Below are 20,769 nucleotides of genomic sequence, written 5' to 3'. Positions count from 1 at the left end.
AGCTTGCCGTGAGGAGCTCGCCCGCTCCTCAAAGCCTACCCAAGCCGCTCCGCCGCCGGCCGCCGGCCGCCGCTAAAATCTGACATATTTGTCCGACAGGTGGTCACGAAGTGGCCACCCCGTGGACGCCGGTGGCACCATTCTTGGATGCTTGAGGCAACTAAAACTCCGAATACCGCCCGGGACTCGGGCGCTGCCGCCGACGTCCCGGCCAATCCCGCCCTCGCCGCCGAGGCAAAGATTGCCCGCATCGCGGGTGACGGTCTTCCCGATCCTCGTGGTGGTGGCCGGGCTCGCCGGCTTCCTTCTCCCCGGGACGTTCAAACCCCTCGCCCCCAGCGTGCCCTTCCTGCTGGGCATCATCATGTTCTGCATGGGCCTGACGCTGACGCCGCCCGATTTCGCCTCGGTGGCCAAGCGCCCCTGGGCAGTGGCTCTGGGAATCGTGGCGCACTACGTCATCATGCCGGGGGCCGGGTGGCTGATCGCCGTCGGCCTCCACCTTGAGCCGGAACTTGCGGTGGGCCTGATCCTGGTGGGCTGCGCGCCGTCGGGCACCGCCTCCAACGTGATGGCGTTCCTCGCCAAGGGCGACGTCGCCCTGTCCGTGGCCGTCGCCTCCGTGTCCACCCTGATCGCCCCGATCGTGACGCCGCTGCTGGTGCTGTTCCTGGCCGGCTCGTACCTGAGCATCGACGCCGGCGGCATGGTCCAGGACATCGTCAAGACCGTCCTCCTGCCCGTCATCGCCGGCCTGCTGGCACGCCTCTTCCTCAAGAAGCTTGTGGCCAGGGTCCTGCCGGCGCTGCCGTGGGCCTCCGCCGTCGTGATTTCCCTGATCGTGGCGATCGTGGTGGCCGGCAGCGCCAGCAAGATTGTCGCCGCGGGTGGCATCGTGTTCCTGGCCGTGGTGCTCCACAACGGCTTCGGACTGGGCCTGGGCTACCTGGCCGGCAAGCTGGGGCGCCTGGATGACAAGGCGCGCCGGGCCCTCGCCTTCGAGGTCGGGATGCAGAATTCCGGCCTCGCCGCCACCCTCGCGACGGCTCACTTCGGCGCGCTGGCGGCCCTGCCGTCGGCCGTCTTCTCCCTGTGGCACAACGTCTCCGGCGCGATCGTGGCGGCGTGGCTGGCCCGGCGTCCGATCCGGGAGGCACCGCAGAACGCGGCACCGCAGGACACGGCACCGGAGGCCGCCGCGCTGAAAGCCTAAGGGGTCCTAGCCCCGCAGCTGTTCGAGCAGCAAAGTGACGGCGCGCCCGGCCAGGATTTCGGGGGGCTCCGTTCCGGCGGGGACCACATCGTGTCCGTCCCGGACGGCGAGGCTGCCGGCCCCGGCGTCGTCCGTGATGAGCACTTGGGGCGTGCCGCGGCCGGCGAGCTCTGCCATGGCCCCGGAATCGTCGTCCGTCTCCGGCGCGCTGGCGTGGATCACGCCGTCGGCGCCGCCGGAGAGCATGAACTGCCGCCAGCTCCCGCCCAGCAGGATGACCGCCTGGTAGCCGTGCTCCGGCAGGATCCTGGCCAGCGCCGCGGCGATGGCCCTGTCCCGGGGCTGCTCGAGGTCCGCGACGGCCACGGCCACCAGCTCCGTCCTGCCCCGGCGCATTCCCTGGGCGGCACGGTTGGCCACATAGCCAAGTTCGCGGACCGCGGCGTGCACCCGGTCCTGGGTGGCCTCGCTGATCCGGGTGGTGCCGCCGGAACGGCCGGAGAGCACGTAGGAGACGGTGGTCAGGGAAACCCCGGCCGTCCGCGCGACATCGCGGATGGTGGGCGTGGATCCAGGCCGCACTGATGACTCCCGGCTGCTTCTCCGCCGGGTCCGCGGCGGCTCATGAAAACGTTGTTGTAGGGCAGACCCCCTGGGTGAACTCTAGCCCGAAGCACCGGTCAAGCAACGCGGGGTCACTTAGCGCCGGTCGCGCCGCCCCGGATGGGCGCTAAGTGACCCCGCGTTGGTGTTTGGGGTTGGGGTTTGCGGTGGGCAGGTCCTTGGTGAATGCCAGTGGCCCGATGGTTTCCGGGTCGGCGGAGAGGTCGAACTGTGCCTCGTAACCGGTGCTCAGGTAGAGGTGTTTCGCCTCCGGCTGGCGCGGGCCGGTGGTCAGGTAGACCTTCCGGTAGCCGCGGCGGCCGGCCAGTGCTTCCAGCTCGGTGAGGACAAGCCGGGCCAGTCCGCGGCGCCGATGCGCCGAGTGCGTCCAGATCCGCTTGAACTCGGCGGTCTGCGGGCCGTGCCGGCGGAAAGCGCCGCCGGCCACGGATTCGCCGTTCTCGCGCACGATCAACAGGGCGCCGCCCGGCGCGGCGAATTCCTCGGCAGGGTAGCGGTTGAGTTCCTCCGCGGCGGCTCCCCGGCCGAAAAGGTTGCCGTAGCGGGTGTCGTATTCGAGCGCGAGCTCATCCAGGAGCGGACAGACCCTGGGATCGCTCATGGGAAGGTTCAGGACCGTCAGCCTGGACTTGTCCAAAGCCCGGGCACCCACCGACCGGGTGTCCACGGGCGGGGTGTGCAGTGGTGCAGGGGTCATGACGGGTCCTTTCCGGCGGCTGCCTGCGGCACGGCCTGGCTGGCGTCCGCTGGATCGTTGTTGGCCTGGCTGTTGTCCGCTTGACCTCTGATGGGGTCCGCCAGCAGGTTCAGGATGCGCCGGGCCAGGGCGTCGTTTTCACGGAACGGCGCGGCGTTGCTGCGGGGCCGGGCGAAGGCGCCCGCGCCCCAGCCGGAGGTGCCGGGCCCGACGCCGAATAGCCGCTCGCGCCGCTCGCCCACCGGGCTGATGAGCTCGTTGCGGGCCGACACGAGCAGCCGTCCGGTCGCGTGCGTGCCGTCCGCGGTCAAGAGCTGCTGCTCCGTGCCGAGACCGGAGTTGTGCAGCTGGCGCAGCAGCGGGTTCGCGGAACGGGCCACCGACGGCGCCGGGAGCCGGGCCTCGATCAGGGCCGGCGCCGACACGGTGATCCCGGACTGGGCCGAGCGGGCGACAAACCGGCCCGAGTACTCCGCGGCCTCGATTTCCAGCCCCGGGCCAATGAACTGCAGCAGACCGGCCCGGTGGATCGCCAGCATTTCCCGCAGCCTGCGCGGCGGCGGCCCGGAATCGACGAAGCTGAAGAAGCCGTGCCACCAGCCCTGGACCTCCTGCTGCGACCGCGCATTGAGCCGCTCGGATGGCACCAGCCGGCCCAGGTCCATGTAGGACTTCAGCAGGGAAGTGAACAGGGCCAGGGTTTCCGAATGGTCCGGTCCGGTGCGCAGGTCAAGGTCGCGGTCAATGTGCGCCGCCACCGCGGCCTGAAAGTCCGCGTGGCCCGCGAAAACGCGGTCTGCGAACGGACGGTCCAGCCGTTCGAGGTCCAGGTGGAGCCCTGCGTCAGGGACGGACTCGGAGACCAGCCGCCGGCGGTCCTGGCTGTACCAGTCCGCGGCGGCGAACCGTTCGGCGAATTCCTGCCAGCCCATCCGGACCCGCCCGGGGTAGCCGGTGAACAGCTCGCGGTAGTACGCGTAACCGGCATCTTTGGCGATCAGCGGCCACAGCTGGGCGCGGAAGTCCAGTTCGCCCGGCACCTCCAGCAGCGCCGCGACGGCGTCTGCGGTGAAGAACGCCGGATCCCCCGCAGCATCGCCGCGCAGGGCGGATGTGATCTTGGAGTGGTAGGGCACACCGCGGCGGGACCCGGCCCACAACCGCGGCTCGTCTCCGGAGGGCAGGAAGCGCAGGGCGCCGTCGGGCAGCTCCTCGAACCTGCCGCCGCGGCCCTCCATGAGCAGGACCAGCAGGTCCACGAAGGCCAGGCCCATGCCCGAGACAATCACGTCCTGGCCGGCGGCGAGGGGCGAGTAGTCGACGTCGGTGGTGTAGCTGGGTGCCGCGTGGAACCCGCCGTGCCGGGCGGCAAAACCGGCCCAGGCGGCGGACTCCTGGTCCGGCAGCGCATCGGTGTGGCCCAGGGAGGCGATGACGACGTCGGCGTGCAGCACCGCGCCGCCGGCCAGCCGGACGCGGTAGCGTTCCGGACCCCGTTCGGGGCACGGCTGCAGTCCCTGTTCCGGCTCGCGTTGAGGTTCATGCTGCACAGGCTCGACGGCGGACGCGGTGTCCCGGTGCACGGTGACGGTGGTGTCCGGTCCGAGGGCGGCGACGGAGCGGCGGAAGAACCATTCCAGGTAGAAGCTTTGCAGCTGCCGGGTGGGGAAGGTGGCACCGGTGAGGGCGCCCAGCTGTCGCCGCAGTTCCGGCGGGAGTTCCGGGACATCCGCAATGGACCCGTCCAGGACCCCGGCGGCCCACTCTGCCAGGCCGGGGCCGTCGATCGCGGGTCCCTCGCACTGGACAGAGGCATCCGTGAACATCGTGACGTCCGCCGCGGCGGAGTTGAGCATCAGCCCGGGATGCTGCTCGTAGCGCCAGATCCTGCCGGCGCCCGGGGTATGCGGCTCCACGACGTGGATCTGGAGCGCGCCGGCGAGCAGCTCCGGCCGGTTGGCGGCGAGGCGTTCCAGCAGCCCGGCCGTGCGCGGGCCGCCGCCGATGAGGACCACGGATGGGGCATTCACTGGCATGACGGTCTCCTGGCTCGGGTGCGGAGCCCTCATGCTAGGCACCCGAATTGGGGCCGGTCGAGGCGCTGTTCACGGCCGTTCACCCCGCGTAACGCGGCGTAAATCGAGGCAAGAATTCGTCGTGTGACGCAGTGCGAACCCGCGTGAACGTATGCAACTTGGCGCCTTGCCGGGCGATTTCGGCGGCCCCTAGATTGGCAGCCAACTACCCCACAGCAACTGGAAGAAGCGAGGTGGCACATGAGTTCAACAGCAACCCCGGTGGCACAGTCCGCCCCGGAGCCGGCGTCCGCCGGCATCGAATCCGCACCCGAGACCGCACCGGCCGGGGCCGTACCCGGGGCCGTACCCGGCGGCGAGACTGCACCCGCCGGTACCGGTTCGGCGGGCTGCAAGGCCGCAACCGACTACGCCGACTACCGGCTGGTCCCGGCCCGCCACCCGTGGCGCTGGGTGGGCACCGCCGTCGTAGCCGTGGGCGTGGCCGGCATCGCCTGGTCCCTGGCCACCAATCCGCGCTGGGAATGGGGCGTGGTGGCGCAATGGTTCACCGCGCAGTCGATTGTGACCGGCCTGCTGGAGACCCTGAAGCTGACGGCGATCTCCGGGGCGCTCGGCTTCATCCTGGGGTTCATCCTGGCGCTGATGCGGCTCTCCGCGTCGCCCCTGCTGGTCTCCGTCTCCTGGACCTTCTCCTGGATTTTCCGGTCCACGCCGCTGCTGGTGCAGATGCTGCTCTGGTACAACCTGGGCTACCTCTACGAGAAAATCAGCCTGGGGCTCCCCTTCACGGACGTGCGCTTCTTCGAGGCGCAGACCACCACCCTGATCAGCCAGTTCGCCGCGGCGGTCCTCGGCCTGACCCTGAACCAGGCCGCCTACTCCGCCGAGATCATCCGCGGCGGCATCCTCTCCGTGGACCAGGGCCAGCTCGAGGCCGCAACCGCCCTGGGCATTCCGGCCTGGCGGCGTTCCACCAGGATCGTCCTGCCCCAGGCCATGCGCGCCATCCTGCCCACCGCCTTCAACGAGGTGATCGGCCTGGTCAAGGGCACCTCGATCGTTTACGTCCTGGCCTATTCCGAGCTGTTCTACACCGTCCAGGTCATCTACAACCGGACCCAGCAGGTCCTGCCGCTGCTGCTCGTGGCAACGCTCTGGTACGTCGTCATCACCTCGGTCCTGAGCGTGTTCCAGTACTACATCGAGCGCCACTACTCCAAGGGCGCCGTCCGCACGCTGCCCCTGACACCGCTGCAGAAGGCCCGCAAATTCCTCGCCATCCATACGCCCGCCACCCGGGAAACAAGCCAGGAAAGGGGCACCCGATGAGCACCGCACTCCGCACGGCCGCCAAAACCCCGTCCGCGGCCACCGCCACAGACGCCGAAACCACCCGCGGCCTGGTCGAGATCACCAAGGTCCGCAAGTCCTTCGGCGCCGCGGAAGTCCTCAAGGGCATCACGCTGACGGTCGAGCCCGGCGGTGTCGCCGTGATCGTCGGACCGTCCGGGTCCGGCAAATCCACCCTCCTGCGCACCATCAACCACCTCGAAAAGGTCGACGCCGGGTTTATCGCGATCGACGGCACGCTGGTGGGCTACGAGGTCCGCGGGCGCCGGCTCCACGAGCTGCGCGAAAAGGAAATCCTGAAGCAGCGCACCGAGATCGGCATGGTGTTTCAGAACTTCAACCTCTTCCCGCACCTGACCGCGCTGGAAAACGTCACCGAGGCACCGATCGTCGCGCCGCGGGCCGGAAAGCCCCGGCTCTCCAAGGCCGAGGCCCGCGAACGCGGGCTGGAACTGCTGGACCGGGTGGGCCTGAAGGACCGGGCCGGCGCCTACCCGCGCCAGCTGTCCGGCGGCCAGCAGCAGCGCGTAGCGATCGCACGGGCGCTTGCCCTGGACCCCAAGATCCTGCTCTTCGACGAGCCCACCTCGGCCCTGGACCCGGAACTGGTCAACGAGGTCCTCGACGTCATCCGCGAGCTGGCCAAGTCCGGCACCACGCTGATCATCGTCACGCATGAGATGGGCTTCGCCCGCGACGTCGCCGACACGGTGGTGTTCATGGACCAGGGCCAGATCGTCGAGCAAGGCACACCCCGGGAGATCTTCACCAACCCGCGCGAAGAACGCACCCGGAGCTTCTTCTCCAAAGTCATCGAACCCGCTTTCAACATCTAAGGAACACCCCATGGCATCCAGCTCCGCCCGCCCCAGTACTGGCCCCCGACGCAAGCCTGCGGCGCTTCCCGCCGTCGTCCTCATCGGCGCCCTTTCCGGCACCATGGCGCTGAGTGCCTGCTCTGATCCCGGCGCCTCCGCGGCCGCCGGCGGACAGCCGGCGACAACGGCGGCGCGCAACGGCGTCGTCTACAACACCTCGCCGGACCAGCAGCGCATCCGGGCCGGGAAGGACGCGGCCCTGGCCGCGAAGGTCCCCGCGCTGATCGGCAAGGACGGCAGGCTGACCGTCGCGACGACGGCGGGCGCCATTCCGCTGTCCTTCCACGCCACGGACGACAAGACCCCGATCGGCGTCGAGGTGGACCTGGCCCAGCTGGTAGCGGACAAACTGGGCCTGGACCTGGACGTCCAGGTGACCTCCTGGGAGAACTGGCCGCTGAAGACCCAGTCCGGCGACTTCGAGGCCGTGTTCTCGAATGTGGGCATCAACGCCGCCCGCGTGAAGCTCTTCGACTTCTCCAGCTACCGCGCCGCATACATGGGCTTCGAGGCCAAGAAAAGCTCCAGCTACGACATCAAGGGCTCCGATGACATCTCCGGGCTGAAGATCTCGGTGGGCTCGGGCACCAACCAGGAGAAGATCCTGATCGCCTGGAACAAGGAGCTCGAGGCCAAGGGCAAGGCGCCCGCAGTGCTGCAGTACTACTCCTCCGACGCCGACACCATCCTGGCCCTGTCCTCCGGCCGCACGGACCTGAACCTCGCGCCCTACCCGTCCGTCACCTACCGGGAAAACACCCGCGAGGACCTCAAGGTGGTGGGCAAGGTCAATGCCGGCTGGCCGTCCGAAACCCTCGTCGCGGCGACCACGCTCAAGGGCAACGGCCTGGCCCCGGCCATCACGGACGCCCTGAACTCCGCGATCAAGGACGGCTCCTACGCCAAGGTCCTGGACCGCTGGGGACTCTCCGAGGAAGCCCTTCCCGAGTCGAAGACCGTCAGTGAGGCCAACTTCGGGACAGCCCCCGCAGGGACAACCCCCGCAGGGAAGACACAGTGAGGTTCCAGGTCCTCGACATCATCCCGCACCTGAAGAACCCGGTCACCGGGCAGATCGTCTCCACCGCGGACCGGCTCAATCAGGTGGTGGAGATCGCGCGCCGGGCAGAGGACCTCGGCTACGACAGCTTCTCGGTAGGCGAACGCCACGCAGGCGAGTTCATCTCCTCCTCCCCCACCACCGTGCTCGCCGCCATCGCCGCCGTGACCACCCGGATCCGGCTGCAGAGCGGCGTGACGGTGCTGTCCGTGCTGGACCCGGTGCGGGTCGCGGAGGACTACGCCACGATCGACCAGCTGAGCCGCGGCCGGCTGGAACTGGTGATCGGCAAGGGCAATGAGGTGCTGCAGTACCCGCTGTTCGGCCTGGACCTGGCGGATCAGTGGGAGCTCCTCGCGGAGAAGTACGCCCTGCTCCGCCGGCTCTGGACCGAGGAAAACCTCACGTGGTCCGGGAGGTTCCGCACGGCACTGACCGAGCCCACCACCACCACGCCGCGGCCGTTCGCCGGGGCGCCGCGGGTCTGGCACGGTTCCGCCACCAGCCTGTCCTCGGCGGCACTGGCAGCGCAGTGGGGCGATCCGCTGTTCACGGCCAACGCGATCCAGCCGCGGGAAAACTACAAGGCGCTCATTGACCACTACCGCGAGGAATATGCACGCCACGGCCATGATCCCCGGCACCAGTACCTGGGCTCCGGATCGGGCGCGGGCGGGGTGTTCATCGCGGACACCACACAGGAGGCCAAGCGGCAGTTCGGCCCGGTCTACGAGGCCCTCACGACCGGCCGGAACGTTCCCGGCAACAACTCGCCCTACCGCGACATCGACCACGCCGTCGCCGACGGCCCGGCCCTGGTGGGCAGCCCGGAGCAGGTGATCGACAAGATCCTCAGCTACCACGCGCTCTACGGCCACGACCTGCAGTCCATCTCCCTGCCCACCACGCTGCCCTTCGCCCAGCAGCTCGAAATCCTGGAGCGCTTCGCCCTGGAAGTCATTCCGGCCGTCCGCGCCGCCGCGCCCACCACCCTGTGGGCCGACGGCGACCCCTACGCCGGCCGGCCGGAGTCCGCCGGCTCCACTGAAGCCGACGCCGCCGCCCGCGTCACAGCCGACCACAACCACCACAGGAGCTCCTATGTCCGCACCCACTGAAACGTCCACGAACGCTGGCCGCACCCCGGGCCCAGGCGCTCCCGCCCACCGGACCAGTCCCGACCGCCGCCCCGACCGGGAATTTGAAGCCGCCTGGGCGGACTGGCATGCGGCGCACGAACGCCACCGCGCAGATCCCCACGGCTTCCTCGCCGTCACCCACCTGCACTGGCTCGATTCCTCGCCCGCCCGGCTGGATGGTGCGCCGGGCATCTGGAGCGTCGAGGACGACGTCGTCCGTCTGGCTTTGGGGGCAGGCGAACGCGTCCTTCGCGACGGGCAGGAACTGAACGCCGACGGGACCGGAGCCACCGTGTTCCTCGGCCCGATCCCCGAACGCGAAGGCCTGAACCTGCGTGTCGAGGATGCCGGCGCCGGCCATACCGTGATCGAGCTCGCCAAACGTGGCGGCCGCTACGTCGTGCGGCCGCGGCATCCCCTGAACCCGCTGCTCACCGGCTACCGCGGCACCCCCGCCTACGCCCCCAGCACCGAATATGCTATTCCAGGAATATTCGTGCCGTTCGCCGAACCGCGGCCCACGACGGTGGGCGCGGCCGTCGAAGGAATCCACCACGTCTACGAGGCCCCGGGGGAAATCCGCTTCCGGCTCCGCGGTGAGGACCTGAGCCTCACCGCGTTCAACGGCCACGCTCCGCGCACGCTGGCGGTGCTTTTCACGGACGCGACGTCGGGCAAGAGCACCTACGCGGCCAACCGCTCGCTCACCGTGGCGGCTCCGGGCCCCGACGGCACGGTCCTGCTCGACTTCAACCGGGCGGTGAATCTGCCGTGCGCCTACACGGACCTCGCCACGTGCCCGCTGCCGCCGGCGGAGAACCGCCTGCCGGTGGCCATCGAGGCCGGCGAACAGATCCCCTACGAACGACAGGACGCATCATGAGCACCCCTTCCGCCCAGGACGGGCCCCTGGGACACGGCCTCCTTCTGCTGGAGCTCGACGGCGCCGGCAGCCATCCGGCCGCGTGGCGGGTTTCCCGCTCGGCCCCGGCAGCCGTACTGGGCCCGGAACACCTCCGCAGGGCCGTGCTCGCCGCCGAGTCCGCCGGGTTTCACGCGGTGACGTTTTCCGACCCCGGCCTGCCGGAACCCGGACACCCGGACGCCGCGGCCCGGCTCAACGCGCTGCAGCGCGCCGCGTTTGCCGGCCCCGTGACCCGCTCGGTGGCACTGATTCCGGAAGTGGACACCGTCTATACCGAGCCGTTCCACATCTCAACCCAGCTGGCCAGCCTGGACTACGTCTCCGGCGGACGGGCCGGCTGGCTGGTGGCGGCTTCATCAAGCGCGGCCGATGCCGCCGCCGTCGGACGCGACACCGTGCGCGGGGACCGGCTCTCCCGCGAGGCCGCCGATTCGATCGAGGTCGGCCGCCGGCTCTGGGACTCCTGGGAGGACGACGCCGTGATCCGCGACGTCCCCACCGGGCGCTACCTCGACGTCGACAAGCTGCATTACATCGACGTCGAAAACGGCAGCTATTCCGTCAAGGGTCCGTCGATCATTCCGCGGCCGCCCCAGGGCCAGCTGCCTGTCCTGGCCCCGGCCGGGCTCCTCCCGCCGGAGGCCGTCGCGGCAGGGGCGGCCGACGCGCTGCTGGTCTCGGCCCCGACGCCCGAGCTACTGGCCGCCGAGCTCGCGGCGACGCGCGCAGGTCTCGCCGCCGGCGGGAGTGGGCCCGCGCTGATCGCCGAACTCGACGTCGTGCTGGACTCCCGCGGCCAGGCCGCCGCTGAGCGGCTGGCCGGGCTGAACGGGCACACCGCGTGGCAGAGCCCGCGTGCCCGGTTCATAGGTTCGGCTGCCGGGCTTACCGAGCTGCTCACCGAGGTGCTGGCCTGGGCCGACGGCGTGCGCCTGCACCCCGCCGTGCTGGACACGGATCTTGAGGAACTGACCCGGCTGGTGCTGCCCGAACTGCGCCGGCGCGGGCTCCTCGCCCCCACCATCCCGGACGCCACGTTCCGCGATCGGCTGGGGCTGGCGCGGCCGGCCAGCCGCTACGCCGCAGCACCCAGCGCCCCCGGCGCGGAAGACTAAGGAGCCCACCATGAGCCACAGCACCCACCCCGCCGCCGAATTCGCGCCGTCCGGCCAGCTCCAGCTGGGCGTGTTCTTTCAGGGCGTCAACTCCGGAACTGTCTGGAAGAGCGCCGAGTCCGGCTCCCAGACTGATTTCGAATCGTTCCGGCGCATCGCCCAAACCGCTGAGCGCGGCCTGTTCGCGGCGTTCTTCCTCGGCGAAGGCTTGCGGCTGCGTGAGCATCTTGGCCGCCCGCACGCTCTCGACGTCGCCGGCCGTCCCGACGCGCAGACCGCCCTCGCCGCCTTGGCCGCGGTGACCACCAGGATCGGGCTGGTCGCAACCCAGAACACCACGTACAACGATCCCGCAGACCTGGCGCACCGGCTCTCCACCCTGGATCTGCTCTCCGGCGGCCGCGCGGCCTGGAACATCGTCACCACAGACAACGCCTGGACCGGCGCCAACTTCCGCCGCGGCGGCTACCTGAACCACGCCGACCGGTACACCCACGCCGAGGCCTTCGTGGAAACCGCCAAACGGATCTGGGACGCGTGGGACGACAGCGCCGTCGCGGGCTCAGCCTCAGCCGAGCGGTGGTCGGCGGAGGGCGCGGTCCGGCGTGTGCGCCACGCCGGCCGGCACTACACCGTCGACGTCACCCCGCGGCTGCCGCGCAGCGCCCAGCACCGGCCGGTGCTGTTCCAGGCCGGGGATTCGCCCGAGGGCAGGGACTTCGCCGCCCGGCAGGCGGACGTCATCTTTTCCGCGCACCCGCAGCTCGATGACGCCCTGGCGTTCCGCCGCGACATCGTGGAGCGCACCCTCCGGGCCGGCCGCGGCGCCCAGGACGTGAAAATCATGCCCGCCAGCGAGTTCATCCTCGCCGCCACGCCGCGGGAGGCCCTCGAAAAGAAGACCTGGGTCCGGAGCCTGCAGATCGGCCCGCAGCAGGCCATCGCCTACCTCGAACAGTTCTGGGGCCGGGAGCTGCAGGGCTACGACCCCGACGGCCCGCTGCCGGACATCGACCCCGTGGTGGAAGAAACCTCCGAAACGCGCGGCAGCGGCTTCCACGGCGCCAAGGCACGCCAGTTGGCCGACCAGTGGCGGGCCGAGGCCAAGGAGAAGGGCCTGTCCATCCGTCAGTTCGTCTCGGCCAAGACCAGCCGGGGCGACTCCACCTTCACCGGCTCGTACACCGAGGTCGCGGACCGGCTCAGCGAGTATGCCCGGACCGGCGCCGTCGACGGATTCAACATCTCGCCGTGGCTCATCCCGTCCGGCCTCGACGACATCGTCAACCACCTCGTGCCGGAACTGCAGGAGCGCGGCGTGTACCCAACGGAGTACGCGGGCAGTACGCTGCGGGAGAACCTCGGTCTGGCCACCCCGGTGCGTGCAAACCCCGACGTCGACGCCAGTGAGGCAGGCATCGAGGCCGCCGGGGCAGGCGCCGACGCCGGTTCCGTCACGGCACGGGCCTAGGCAATCACCATCGATTGCTCCGTAACCGCCCTTTTCGAGCCGCAGAAGGGCAGTTACGGAGCAATCGACCACTCAGGCATGCAACAACCAGGCAGAAACTAAGAATCCCCGCCGGAGATGTTCCGGCGGGGATTCCCTCTGCCCGACCCCATCGATTGCTCCGTAGCCGCCGTTTTCGGCCGTCAGAAGGGCAGTTACGGAGCAATCGGCGTTTCAGGTAGTGGCGTTTCAGGTAGTGGCGTTTCAGGTAGTGTCGTTTCAGGTAGTGGCGTTTCAGGCGGCGGGGCTATTTCTTCGGCAGGCCGGCCGGGTTCAGCTCCGACTTCGCGACGGCTTCCGCGGACAACCCCCAGCGGTCCAGGATCTTGGCGTAGCTGCCGTCCTGGATCAGGTGGTTCAGTCCGGCCTGCGCCGCGGCGGCAAACCCGTTGTCCTTCTTGGTGGTGACGGCGATGCTGGCCTTCAGCGGCCAGCCGCCGTCGACCAGGCCCACGAGCTTGGTCTTGGCGTCCGAAGCCGCCTTGTAGGCTGCCGTGGCGTTGGGGCCGAACGTCAGGTCCGCCCGTCCGGACTGGACGGCGAGCTGGGACGCGGAGTCGTCGTCGTAATACTGGAACTCCACGGGCTTGAGGCCGTTTTTCTTGTTTTCCTCATCCCAGCGCAGCAGGATTGCCTCCTGGTTGGTGCCGGAGCCGACGATCACGCGCTTGCCCGCGACGTCCGGCGCCGACTCGACCTTGGTGATGCTGCTGTCCGCCTTGGCGTAGAAGCCGAGCTTGTCCTCACGGTAGCTGGCGAAGTCGAACTTGAGCTTGCGCTCCTCCGTGACGGTGACGTTGGACAGCACAGCCTCGTACTTGCCGGAATCGACGCCGAGCGGCCAGTCGGCCCAGGCCGTCGGGACAATGTCCGCCTCCAGGCCCAGGGACTGGGCCAGTGCGACGGCGATATCCACTTCGTTGCCCACCGGGGTCTTGTTGTCGGTGGCATAAACGGCCAGCGGCGCCGCAAACGGGCTGACCGCCACGGTCAGCTTCCCGTCCTTCTTAATGGCCTCCGGGACGAGCGCGGCGGCCGCAGCATCCACTGTGGCCTTGACGCGGTCCTGCCGCGGAGAGAGGTTGAACTGCTTCACCCCGGTGGAGGACGGCGCCGCCGCCGACGGGCCGCCGGCAGCAGCGGCGCCGGGATCGGAGCAGGCCGCCAGACCCAGGACAGTGGTAGCCGCCAACGCGACCGCGGCGCCTGATTTAAACGAAAGACTGGACATGTTCTCCCCTTGAGAGTGGACTGAATTGGTGCTGGTGCCAGCAACTATCCGGGGCACGGGAAAGCCGGTCAAAGCGCCGTGAAACCGGGTGAAACCAAGGGATACAGGCGGTAACACCCGTTCATCCGGCGTCCGCGGACGGCGGCCTGCGGATGCCCTGTGTTACCGAAGATTGCCCTGCGTGACGCGACGGGACGGAATTGTTCACGGCAGGCCGCAACTGGCCTAGCCTGCATAGAAGACCTGCAAGGTGGCAGCACGACACAGGAGGGGTGAACTTGTCAGTGAGCACGCACCAGCAAACGCACCGGACCACGGACCGGCTCGGCATCAACGCCCCGGCGGACCTTGTCTTCAGCATGCTGCGCGACGCCTCGCACTGGCCTTACCTCGACGGCTTGACGGTGTACTCGGAGCGTGTCAGCGGCGACGACGCCGGGCACGAGCTGCGCACGTCCGTGGTGTCCAACGGCTCACTCAGTTCAAGCCACTGCTGGCGCGTCTTTGACACCGCCAGCCTTCGCGCCGAGTTCCACCAGCTGAACCTCGAACCCCCGTTCCGGGAGCTCGGCGGCGACTGGGAGATCCGGCCGGCTGACGGGCTCTCCGTGGTCACGCTGAACCACGAGTTCGAGGTCGACGACGAGCACCTCACCGAGCGGATCCGTGCGATCATCGAGGACTACAGCCGGCGTGAACTGGAGGCGCTGCGGATCAGCTGCGAACGGTTGTCCGTGCTCCTGCAGCACCACGCCCCGCAGACGCACCCCACCCCACAGTCCATCCCGCACCCCACAGCACAGGAGGCCTGAATGTCAGAGGCCAGGTTCACGACGGAACGGGACAGCTTCGGCCGGCTTCTCGCGGACCGCGAAGTCTGGCGGCAGGCCTCCACCATTCCGGCGGCCGGCGAACTGACCGCCCGCTGGCTGGAGGGCAACAGCCAGTACCAGCCGGGAGTCTTCGCGCCCGGGTTCGACGAGGAGACCGCGGCCATCGCCGGAGACCTCGCCCGGCTCAACCGCAACGGGCTCTTCACCAAGGAATCGCAGCCGGGCGTTCAGGCCGGGGGCCTCGCGCAGCGCGCCTACGTGACAGCCTTCTGCGGCCCGGATACGGCGTCGACGCTGCTGACGCTGTCAACTCGGACCAGCCTGGTGACGGTCGTCCATGACCCCGGTGAGGCGAGCAGCGTCTCCATCCCGGTGACCGTACAGGACGACGACGTCGCAACCCTGCTCGGCAGCAGCGAGGGGCCCGTTGGGGAAGACCAGCTCAGGGACTGGGCGGCAGAGACCAACGAGACCTTGGCCCTGGTCCTGGCTGACGCCTGGTACGTGGAAATCTTCGATCCCGTCTGGGGCCGGAACGATGTCCTGTTGGCTGCCGTACTTGAGGCGCTGCAGGCCGAATAGCCGGCGGGAACCCGCGCCGCGCAGCCGGCGGCGACCCGGGTCCCGGGAAAATTCACATATCGGTCGCGTCCCAGCCGATGCTGGCGGCCTCGTCCAGGGTGCGCGCCTCGTAATGCTCCAGCATGTCCTTCATCGCCTCGACGCCCTGCTTGAACAGGGCAGAGTCCCGCCACTGCTCAATCTGTTCCAGGGACTCCCACGGGCCGGTGCTGATGAACCGGTTTTTGACGTCGCGATCGTGCATCAGCACGGCTTTGGCGTTGGGAAAGTCTTCCTTCGTCTTCCTGGCCAGATCCCGCCAGGCCTGCACAAAATCGTTCTCGCGGCCGGGATGCACCAGCCAGATTCCGAGCGTATAAACAGACACGTCGATCGCCTCCATTGTCCGTACGGGTTGATACGCCGATTATGTTCCTGTCCTCCGGCCGGCGGTAGTGCCGATTGCCCGGAGCGCGGTTGTGGCCGCAAATGAACCGTTGTATGGGTGGAGTAGAAGGCCTAGCATGTGGGCAGACCCCACTCTGGGGCCAGCCTCGGACCTTCCATCGTTGGGAGCGGGCACATGTTCGGATGCCGATGTCCTGGGCGTACACAGGATAGGAAAAACGATGAGCAAATATCTGTTCGAAGCGAACTACGTTGGCGACGGCATCAAAGGACTCATGCGTGAAGGCGGCACCAAGCGGCGTGATGCTGTTGTCGAGGCCCTCAAGTCGGTGGACGGCTCACTCGAAAGCTTTTACTACGCCTTCGGCGAGACGGACGTCGTCGGGGTCTTCGATATCCCCGACCAGGCCAACGCCGTGGCCCTGTCACTGATGATCAATTCCACCGGTGCCGTGAACCTGCACCTGAAACCGCTCATGTCAGCAGAGGATCTCGACGCGGCAGCCAAGAAGACGCCGTCGTACCGGGCCCCGGGGCAATAGATCAAGAACACCGGCCGCGAATGGCCGGATCACGGCACGCGGCTACGCGCGTGCCCGAGTCTCTGCCAGTAGGCTCGGGGCATGTCACTGAGCGGGTCACTGGGCGGGTCACTGGGCGGGTCACTGGGCGGGTCACTGTGCAGTCCACTCCGCGGGGGAAAACCCTGGGCGCGCGGTACCGCGCTGCTGTTGGCTGTGGCCGGCGCGGGAGCGGGCCTGACCGGGTGTGAATACACCGATGACGTGTCAGATCCGACGGCGGCCCCCGCGGTGTCGTCGCGGCTGGCCCCGCCGCCACCGCCCGCGCCGGTAAACCCGGGTCTCGCCGAGGCCGAGCAGCGCAATCTGGGCGAGCTGCAAGCTGTCCTCGGCACCCGGCCTGACGGGCTCGTCCTCGGCGGAACGGGCGGGATTGGCGGCAGCGGGTTCCGCCACTCGGCCGCAGCGGTGCCGCAGGGAACCTACACGCTCACCGCGGCCTGCACCGGCGCACCGAACGCGTTCCTGACGGTGTCCCAGGACGGCCTCCGGGGCGGCGGCAGGGCGGAGATGAACCTCGACTGCGGAGCAGCTGCAACAACGCGGGTCGACCTAGGGGCCGGACCAGTCCAGATTCAGGGATTCCGGCCCGGCACCGACCCCGCCGCCGGCGAAGTTGCCGGCTTCTGGCTCGTTCCGGCCGGGCCGGGATCCTAGTCCGGATCCCCGTTAGGCGTCCTAGTTCAGGGTCGCGGTGTCGATCACGAAGCGGTAGCGGACGTCGGAGGCCAGGACGCGCTCGTAGGCGTCGTTGATCTTCGCGGCCGGGATGACCTCGATCTCGGCGCCCAGGCCGTGCTCGGCGCAGAAGTTGAGCATTTTCTGGGTTTCGCGGATGCCGCCGATCATCGAGCCGGCGAAGGAACGGCGGCCCATGATGAGGGCGAACGCGTTCACCGGGAGCGGTTCCGCGGGCGCGCCGACGTTGACCAGTGCGCCGTCGAGGGTCAGCAGCTGCAGGTAGGAGCTGATGTCGATCGCGGCACTGACCGTGTTGATGATCAGGTCAAAAGTGCCGGCAAGGTCCGTGAAGGTGTTTTCATCGCTCGTGGCGTAGTAGTGGTCCGCGCCAAGCTTCAGCCCGTCTTCCTGCTTCTTCAGCGACTGCGACAGGACCGTGACCTCGGCGCCCATGGCGTGTGCGATCTTGACGGCCATGTGGCCCAGTCCGCCCAGTCCGACGATCGCGACCTTCTTGCCGGGACCCGCGCCCCAGTGGTTCAGCGGCGAGTAGGTGGTGATGCCGGCGCACAGCAGCGGCGCGGCGACGTCGAGCTCGAGGCCCTCGGGAATGGTGACCACGAAATCCTCGGTCACGACGACGTGCGTGGAGTAGCCGCCCTGGGTGATGGTGCCGTCACGGTCGACGGCGCCGTAGGTGCCGGTGTTCCCGGCGAGGCAGTACTGTTCCTCGCCGGCCTGGCAGTTGACGCACTCGCCGCAGGAATTGACCATGCAGCCGACGCCGACCCGGTCGCCGACGGCGTGCTTGGTCACGGCCGTGCCGACCTCGGTGACAATGCCGGCAATTTCATGACCGGGTACCAGCGGATAGGTCTGCGGGCCCCAGTCGCCGCGGACGGTGTGGATATCCGAATGGCAGATCCCTGCGTACTTGATCTCGATCAGGACATCGTGCGGTCCCACGTCGCGGCGCTCGATGGTGGTGAGGGCGAGCGGCTCGGTCGCGGACGGTGATGCGTAAGCGTTGACGGTAAGCAATGAATCTCCTGCTTGTTGATCGTTGGGGGTTGTTCAACGGAACACCATCCATCAAACCCGGTATCGCAGCCGTGAGGGAGTCCCTGCTGATAGGGGTACTGGCAGGGCCTCCCTCACGGAGCCCAAGGGCCTAACGTTGATGGCATGGACAATCGAGAGGCGACCCGCGAGTTCCTTGCCTCGCGCCGGGCCAAGATCACCCCCGAGGAGTCGGGGCTGCCGGTGTACGGCGCGAAACGCCGGGTGCCGGGCCTGCGCCGCGGGGAAGTCGCCATGCTGGCCGGCGTCAGCGTCGAGTATTACACGAGGCTGGAGCGGGGAAACCTGTCCGGCGTTTCGGAGGGGGTTCTGGACGCCGTGGCAAAGGCCCTGCAACTCGACGACGCCGAACGGGCCCACCTCTTCGATCTGGCCCGTGCGGCGGCCCCGGGCAGCGGGACCCGCCGTCGTCCCCGTCCCGCGGAGTCCGTCCGCCGCAGCGTGCAGCTCACGCTGAACGCCATCACCAACGCGCCCGCCTTTGTGCGGAACGGACGCATGGACGTGCTTGCGGCCAACCCGCTGGGTTATGCCCTGTATTCGGACATGTATGCGGGTCCGGCCCGCCCGGCCAACCATGCCCGGTTCATCTTCCTGGACGCCCGCTCGCGCAGCTTCTACCCGGACTGGGACCGCGCGGCGAGCGACACCGTCGCGATCCTGCGCACCGAGGCCGGCCGGGACCCCTACGACCGCGGCCTGACCGACCTGGTCGGTGAACTATCGACGCGGAGCGAGGAATTCCGCACCCTGTGGGCGGCGCATAACGTGCGCCAGCACTACACCGGGCTCAAGCACTTGCACCACCCGGTGGTCGGGGATCTCCATCTGATGTACGAGGCCATGGACGTCTCCGCCGACGCCGGGCTGTCCCTGCTGGTCTACAACGCCGAGCCCGGCTCCGCGTCGGAAGATGCGCTGCGGCTGCTGGCCAGCTGGGCCGCGACCAACCGGCAGGTCAAGGAGGCCGAGGCCGCCACGACTACGGTGGACAAGGCCTAACCGGAGCGGGCCGGCACTGTCACGCCAGGGCGGAAATGCCGTCCGTGTATCCCCCGGGCTGGCCGCCGCTGGAGGTGAAGTTGTTCAGCCAGGCCATGGCGTCGTCCCGGGAAGTGAAGAATTCGTGGGGGTAGCGGGTGTGCCGGCTCATGGCCGCCGCAATCACACGATCCACTGTGCTGGATCCAAGCACGGCAATCGCCAGAACTCCTGTTGTCTGCGCGAACTCGTACCTGGCGGCCGCGCTGATCTCCACGTCCGTCATTTGGGAGAGCATCGGCATCGGTATTCCGCCGCTGATCTGCGCTACGGCCAGCATCGCGTCCCTGCTGGCATCGTCGACGTCAACAAACGTGCCCGGCTGCCAGACGGATGTGATGATGCCCGCGCTGACGCTCAGCACGTTCTTTCCGTCAGCAGCTGCTATATGTCCTGGCATCATCGAGACCATTGTAGGGCCGGGCCTGACAAGCCAGGGGTTTGGGGCCCGGTGCGCGTGGCGGACCGCAAACGGTGGCTGCGCCCCGCGTTGCTGACCGGCCCCGGACATGCCCCACGCGGCCTGCCTCCAGTGGACATGTCCCCCCCTTCCGAATGTGGCTCGAACGGACATGTCCCCCCTCCGGAACGGACATGTCCCCCGGCGCGGCTCAGGGATGGACATAGTGGGCATATGTCCATCCCTGGGCGCCAGAGGAGGGCATGTCCCGCGGTCAGGACTCCAGGACCAGCAGCTGGGCCTTGTCCGCGTCCCAGCCCACCCACAGTTCCTCGTCCGGCCGGATCCCGGCGCCCCTGTCCGAGCTCAGCTCACGGAGCTGGAGTTCGTGGCCGCCGGCCGTGAGGCGGTGGCGGACCGTGGCGCCCAGATTCGTGGAGGACACCAGGGTCGCGGCGCATCCGTTGCCCGCTGAGGCCCGTGTCCTGAATTTGAGGTGCTCCGGGCGGATGGAGACGGCGTAGTTCTCACCGCTTGCCCCGCGGTCCCGGACCTTCGCCAGACCCAGTCCGCCGAGGTCCACCACGGCTTCCTCGCCGTTGCGCTCCACGATGGTGCACGGGATGAGGTTCGTGTCGCCCAGGAAGCTGGCCACCCAGTCGGTCAGGGGATGGTTGTACACCTCCTCCGGCGGGCCGGACTGCACGATCTTCCCGTCCCTCATCACCACGATCCGGTCCGACATGGCCATGGCCTCGTCCTGGTCGTGCGTCACGAACAGCACGGAGATGCCCAGGCCCTTCTGCAGGGTCTTGATCTCCTCCTGCATCTGCTCGCGGAGGCGCTTGTCCAGGGCCGCCATCGGCTCATCGAGCAGCAGGGCGGCCGGGTTGAAGACCAGTGCCCGGGCCAGCGCCACCCGCTGCTGCTGTCCGCCGGAGAGCTGGCGCGGCTTGCGGCCGCCCATCTTGCCCAGTCCCACCCGGTCGAGGGCTTCCTCGGCGCGCTGGCGGCGTTCCTCGCGCGGCACCTTCCTCATGCGGAGCGCAAACTCTACGTTTTCCAGCGCGCTCATGTGCGGGAACAGGGCGTAGTTCTGAAACACCACACCGAGATTGCGGTCCCGGGGCGGCAGCGAGTCCACGGGTTTGCCGTCAATGAGGACGGTCCCGGCGGTGTGGTCTTCAAACCCCGCAACCATCATCATGGTGGTCGTCTTGCCGGAGCCGCTGGGGCCCAGGAGGGTCACGAACTCCCCTGGCTGGACTGCCAGGTCCAGTTCGTCCACGGCAACGACGTCGCCGTAGTGCTTGCTGACCTGGCGGAGCTCAATGGCGCCCCGGGCTGTCCTGCCCGTGCCGGGAATTGACTCCGCGGAAATCACTGATGCGGTCATCGGCTTT

At 68.7% G+C, this 20,769-nt stretch carries 20 protein-coding genes and 1 pseudogene; 13 read left to right on the top strand and 8 right to left on the bottom strand.

All coding sequences use genetic code 11. The features are described 5' to 3' along the window. Window positions 1–147: 147 nt before the first annotated feature. A pseudogene (locus ABH915_RS01735) lies at window positions 148–1,213 on the top strand (bile acid:sodium symporter family protein). A 6-nt stretch (window positions 1,214–1,219) separates the two neighbouring features. Here the strand turns inward: ABH915_RS01735 and ABH915_RS01730 are convergent. The 3 genes from ABH915_RS01730 to ABH915_RS01720 form a co-directional block, all read right to left on the bottom strand. Continuing rightward, the gene (locus ABH915_RS01730) at window positions 1,220–1,795 is read right to left on the bottom strand and encodes a LacI family DNA-binding transcriptional regulator (RefSeq protein ID WP_370117122.1); all 576 of its coding nucleotides are present in this window, start codon (window positions 1,793–1,795) and stop codon (window positions 1,220–1,222) included. Window positions 1,796–1,943: 148 nt separating this feature from the next. Next, window positions 1,944–2,534 (bottom strand): GNAT family N-acetyltransferase, encoded by a 591-nt coding sequence (locus tag ABH915_RS01725; protein WP_370117119.1) that lies wholly within the window; start codon window positions 2,532–2,534, stop codon window positions 1,944–1,946. Then, entirely contained in the window at window positions 2,531–4,570 is a 2,040-nt protein-coding gene (locus ABH915_RS01720) for an FAD/NAD(P)-binding protein (protein WP_370117117.1), read from the bottom strand. Before ABH915_RS01720 ends, ABH915_RS01725 begins: the two co-directional genes overlap by 4 nt. 240 nt (window positions 4,571–4,810) lie before the next feature. On the opposite strand from ABH915_RS01720, the gene ABH915_RS01715 reads away from it, so the two are divergent. The 7 genes from ABH915_RS01715 to ABH915_RS01685 are packed head-to-tail and all read left to right on the top strand — an operon-like array spanning window position 4,811 to window position 12,511. Continuing rightward, complete coding sequence (locus tag ABH915_RS01715) at window positions 4,811–5,902, top strand: amino acid ABC transporter permease (protein ID WP_370117114.1); 1,092 nt, start codon at window positions 4,811–4,813, stop codon at window positions 5,900–5,902. Then, window positions 5,899–6,759 (top strand): amino acid ABC transporter ATP-binding protein, encoded by an 861-nt coding sequence (locus ABH915_RS01710; RefSeq protein WP_370117111.1) that lies wholly within the window; start codon window positions 5,899–5,901, stop codon window positions 6,757–6,759. Before ABH915_RS01715 ends, ABH915_RS01710 begins: the two co-directional genes overlap by 4 nt. Window positions 6,760–6,769: 10 nt before the next feature. After that, window positions 6,770–7,822 (top strand): ABC transporter substrate-binding protein, encoded by a 1,053-nt coding sequence (locus ABH915_RS01705; RefSeq protein ID WP_370117109.1) that lies wholly within the window; start codon window positions 6,770–6,772, stop codon window positions 7,820–7,822. Next, the gene (locus ABH915_RS01700) at window positions 7,819–8,979 is read left to right on the top strand and encodes an LLM class flavin-dependent oxidoreductase (RefSeq protein ID WP_370117106.1); all 1,161 of its coding nucleotides are present in this window, start codon (window positions 7,819–7,821) and stop codon (window positions 8,977–8,979) included. Before ABH915_RS01705 ends, ABH915_RS01700 begins: the two co-directional genes overlap by 4 nt. Further along, window positions 8,963–9,883: a DUF1684 domain-containing protein gene (locus tag ABH915_RS01695; RefSeq protein ID WP_370117103.1), complete on the top strand. Its 921-nt coding sequence runs from the start codon at window positions 8,963–8,965 to the stop codon at window positions 9,881–9,883. Before ABH915_RS01700 ends, ABH915_RS01695 begins: the two co-directional genes overlap by 17 nt. After that, window positions 9,880–11,040 (top strand): LLM class flavin-dependent oxidoreductase, encoded by a 1,161-nt coding sequence (locus tag ABH915_RS01690; RefSeq protein ID WP_370117100.1) that lies wholly within the window; start codon window positions 9,880–9,882, stop codon window positions 11,038–11,040. The genes ABH915_RS01695 and ABH915_RS01690 overlap by 4 nt, the downstream gene beginning before the upstream one ends. 10 nt (window positions 11,041–11,050) lie before the next feature. Continuing rightward, the gene (locus tag ABH915_RS01685; protein WP_370117097.1) at window positions 11,051–12,511 is read left to right on the top strand and encodes an NtaA/DmoA family FMN-dependent monooxygenase; all 1,461 of its coding nucleotides are present in this window, start codon (window positions 11,051–11,053) and stop codon (window positions 12,509–12,511) included. Window positions 12,512–12,797: 286 nt separating this feature from the next. Here the strand turns inward: ABH915_RS01685 and ABH915_RS01680 are convergent, their stop codons facing one another. After that, entirely contained in the window at window positions 12,798–13,781 is a 984-nt protein-coding gene (locus tag ABH915_RS01680) for an ABC transporter substrate-binding protein (RefSeq protein ID WP_370117095.1), read from the bottom strand. Window positions 13,782–14,065: 284 nt separating this feature from the next. Between ABH915_RS01680 and ABH915_RS01675 the strand changes: the two genes are divergently transcribed. Both ABH915_RS01675 and ABH915_RS01670 read left to right on the top strand, forming a co-directional pair. Then, window positions 14,066–14,593 (top strand): SRPBCC family protein, encoded by a 528-nt coding sequence (locus ABH915_RS01675; RefSeq protein WP_370117092.1) that lies wholly within the window; start codon window positions 14,066–14,068, stop codon window positions 14,591–14,593. Beyond that, a complete protein-coding gene (locus ABH915_RS01670) occupies window positions 14,594–15,196 on the top strand; it encodes a hypothetical protein (protein WP_370117090.1) in 603 nt (200 codons plus the stop codon). It begins immediately after the preceding gene. A 52-nt stretch (window positions 15,197–15,248) separates the two neighbouring features. On the opposite strand, the gene ABH915_RS01665 is transcribed toward ABH915_RS01670, so the two are convergent. Further along, entirely contained in the window at window positions 15,249–15,578 is a 330-nt protein-coding gene (locus tag ABH915_RS01665) for an antibiotic biosynthesis monooxygenase family protein (RefSeq protein ID WP_018774994.1), read from the bottom strand. A 226-nt stretch (window positions 15,579–15,804) separates the two neighbouring features. Between ABH915_RS01665 and ABH915_RS01660 the strand changes: the two genes are divergently transcribed. Together ABH915_RS01660 and ABH915_RS01655 are read left to right on the top strand one after the other, a co-directional pair. Then, window positions 15,805–16,125 (top strand): GYD domain-containing protein, encoded by a 321-nt coding sequence (locus ABH915_RS01660; RefSeq protein WP_018774995.1) that lies wholly within the window; start codon window positions 15,805–15,807, stop codon window positions 16,123–16,125. Between the two features lie 243 nt (window positions 16,126–16,368). Beyond that, entirely contained in the window at window positions 16,369–16,821 is a 453-nt protein-coding gene (locus ABH915_RS01655; RefSeq protein ID WP_370117087.1) for a hypothetical protein, read from the top strand. Between the two features lie 21 nt (window positions 16,822–16,842). Here ABH915_RS01655 and ABH915_RS01650 read toward each other — a convergent pair whose 3' ends face one another. After that, entirely contained in the window at window positions 16,843–17,886 is a 1,044-nt protein-coding gene (locus ABH915_RS01650; protein WP_370117084.1) for an NAD(P)-dependent alcohol dehydrogenase, read from the bottom strand. A gap of 144 nt (window positions 17,887–18,030) precedes the next feature. On the opposite strand from ABH915_RS01650, the gene ABH915_RS01645 reads away from it, so the two are divergent. Then, the gene (locus tag ABH915_RS01645) at window positions 18,031–18,927 is read left to right on the top strand and encodes a helix-turn-helix transcriptional regulator (RefSeq protein WP_370117081.1); all 897 of its coding nucleotides are present in this window, start codon (window positions 18,031–18,033) and stop codon (window positions 18,925–18,927) included. Window positions 18,928–18,946: 19 nt separating this feature from the next. Here the strand turns inward: ABH915_RS01645 and ABH915_RS01640 are convergent, their stop codons facing one another. Together ABH915_RS01640 and ABH915_RS01635 are read right to left on the bottom strand one after the other, a co-directional pair. Continuing rightward, the gene (locus tag ABH915_RS01640) at window positions 18,947–19,369 is read right to left on the bottom strand and encodes an STAS/SEC14 domain-containing protein (RefSeq protein ID WP_370117078.1); all 423 of its coding nucleotides are present in this window, start codon (window positions 19,367–19,369) and stop codon (window positions 18,947–18,949) included. 271 nt (window positions 19,370–19,640) lie between these two features. After that, on the bottom strand, window positions 19,641–20,762 hold the full coding sequence (locus ABH915_RS01635; protein WP_370117075.1) for an ABC transporter ATP-binding protein: 1,122 nt from the start codon (window positions 20,760–20,762) through the stop codon (window positions 19,641–19,643). Window positions 20,763–20,769: the final 7 nt, after the last annotated feature.

Source organism: Arthrobacter sp. MW3 TE3886, assembly GCF_041262145.1.
In the GTDB taxonomy this organism is placed as follows: domain Bacteria; phylum Actinomycetota; class Actinomycetes; order Actinomycetales; family Micrococcaceae; genus Arthrobacter.
The sequence above is the reverse complement of the archived record's forward strand: the minus strand, read 5'-3'. Positions and strand labels throughout refer to the sequence as shown.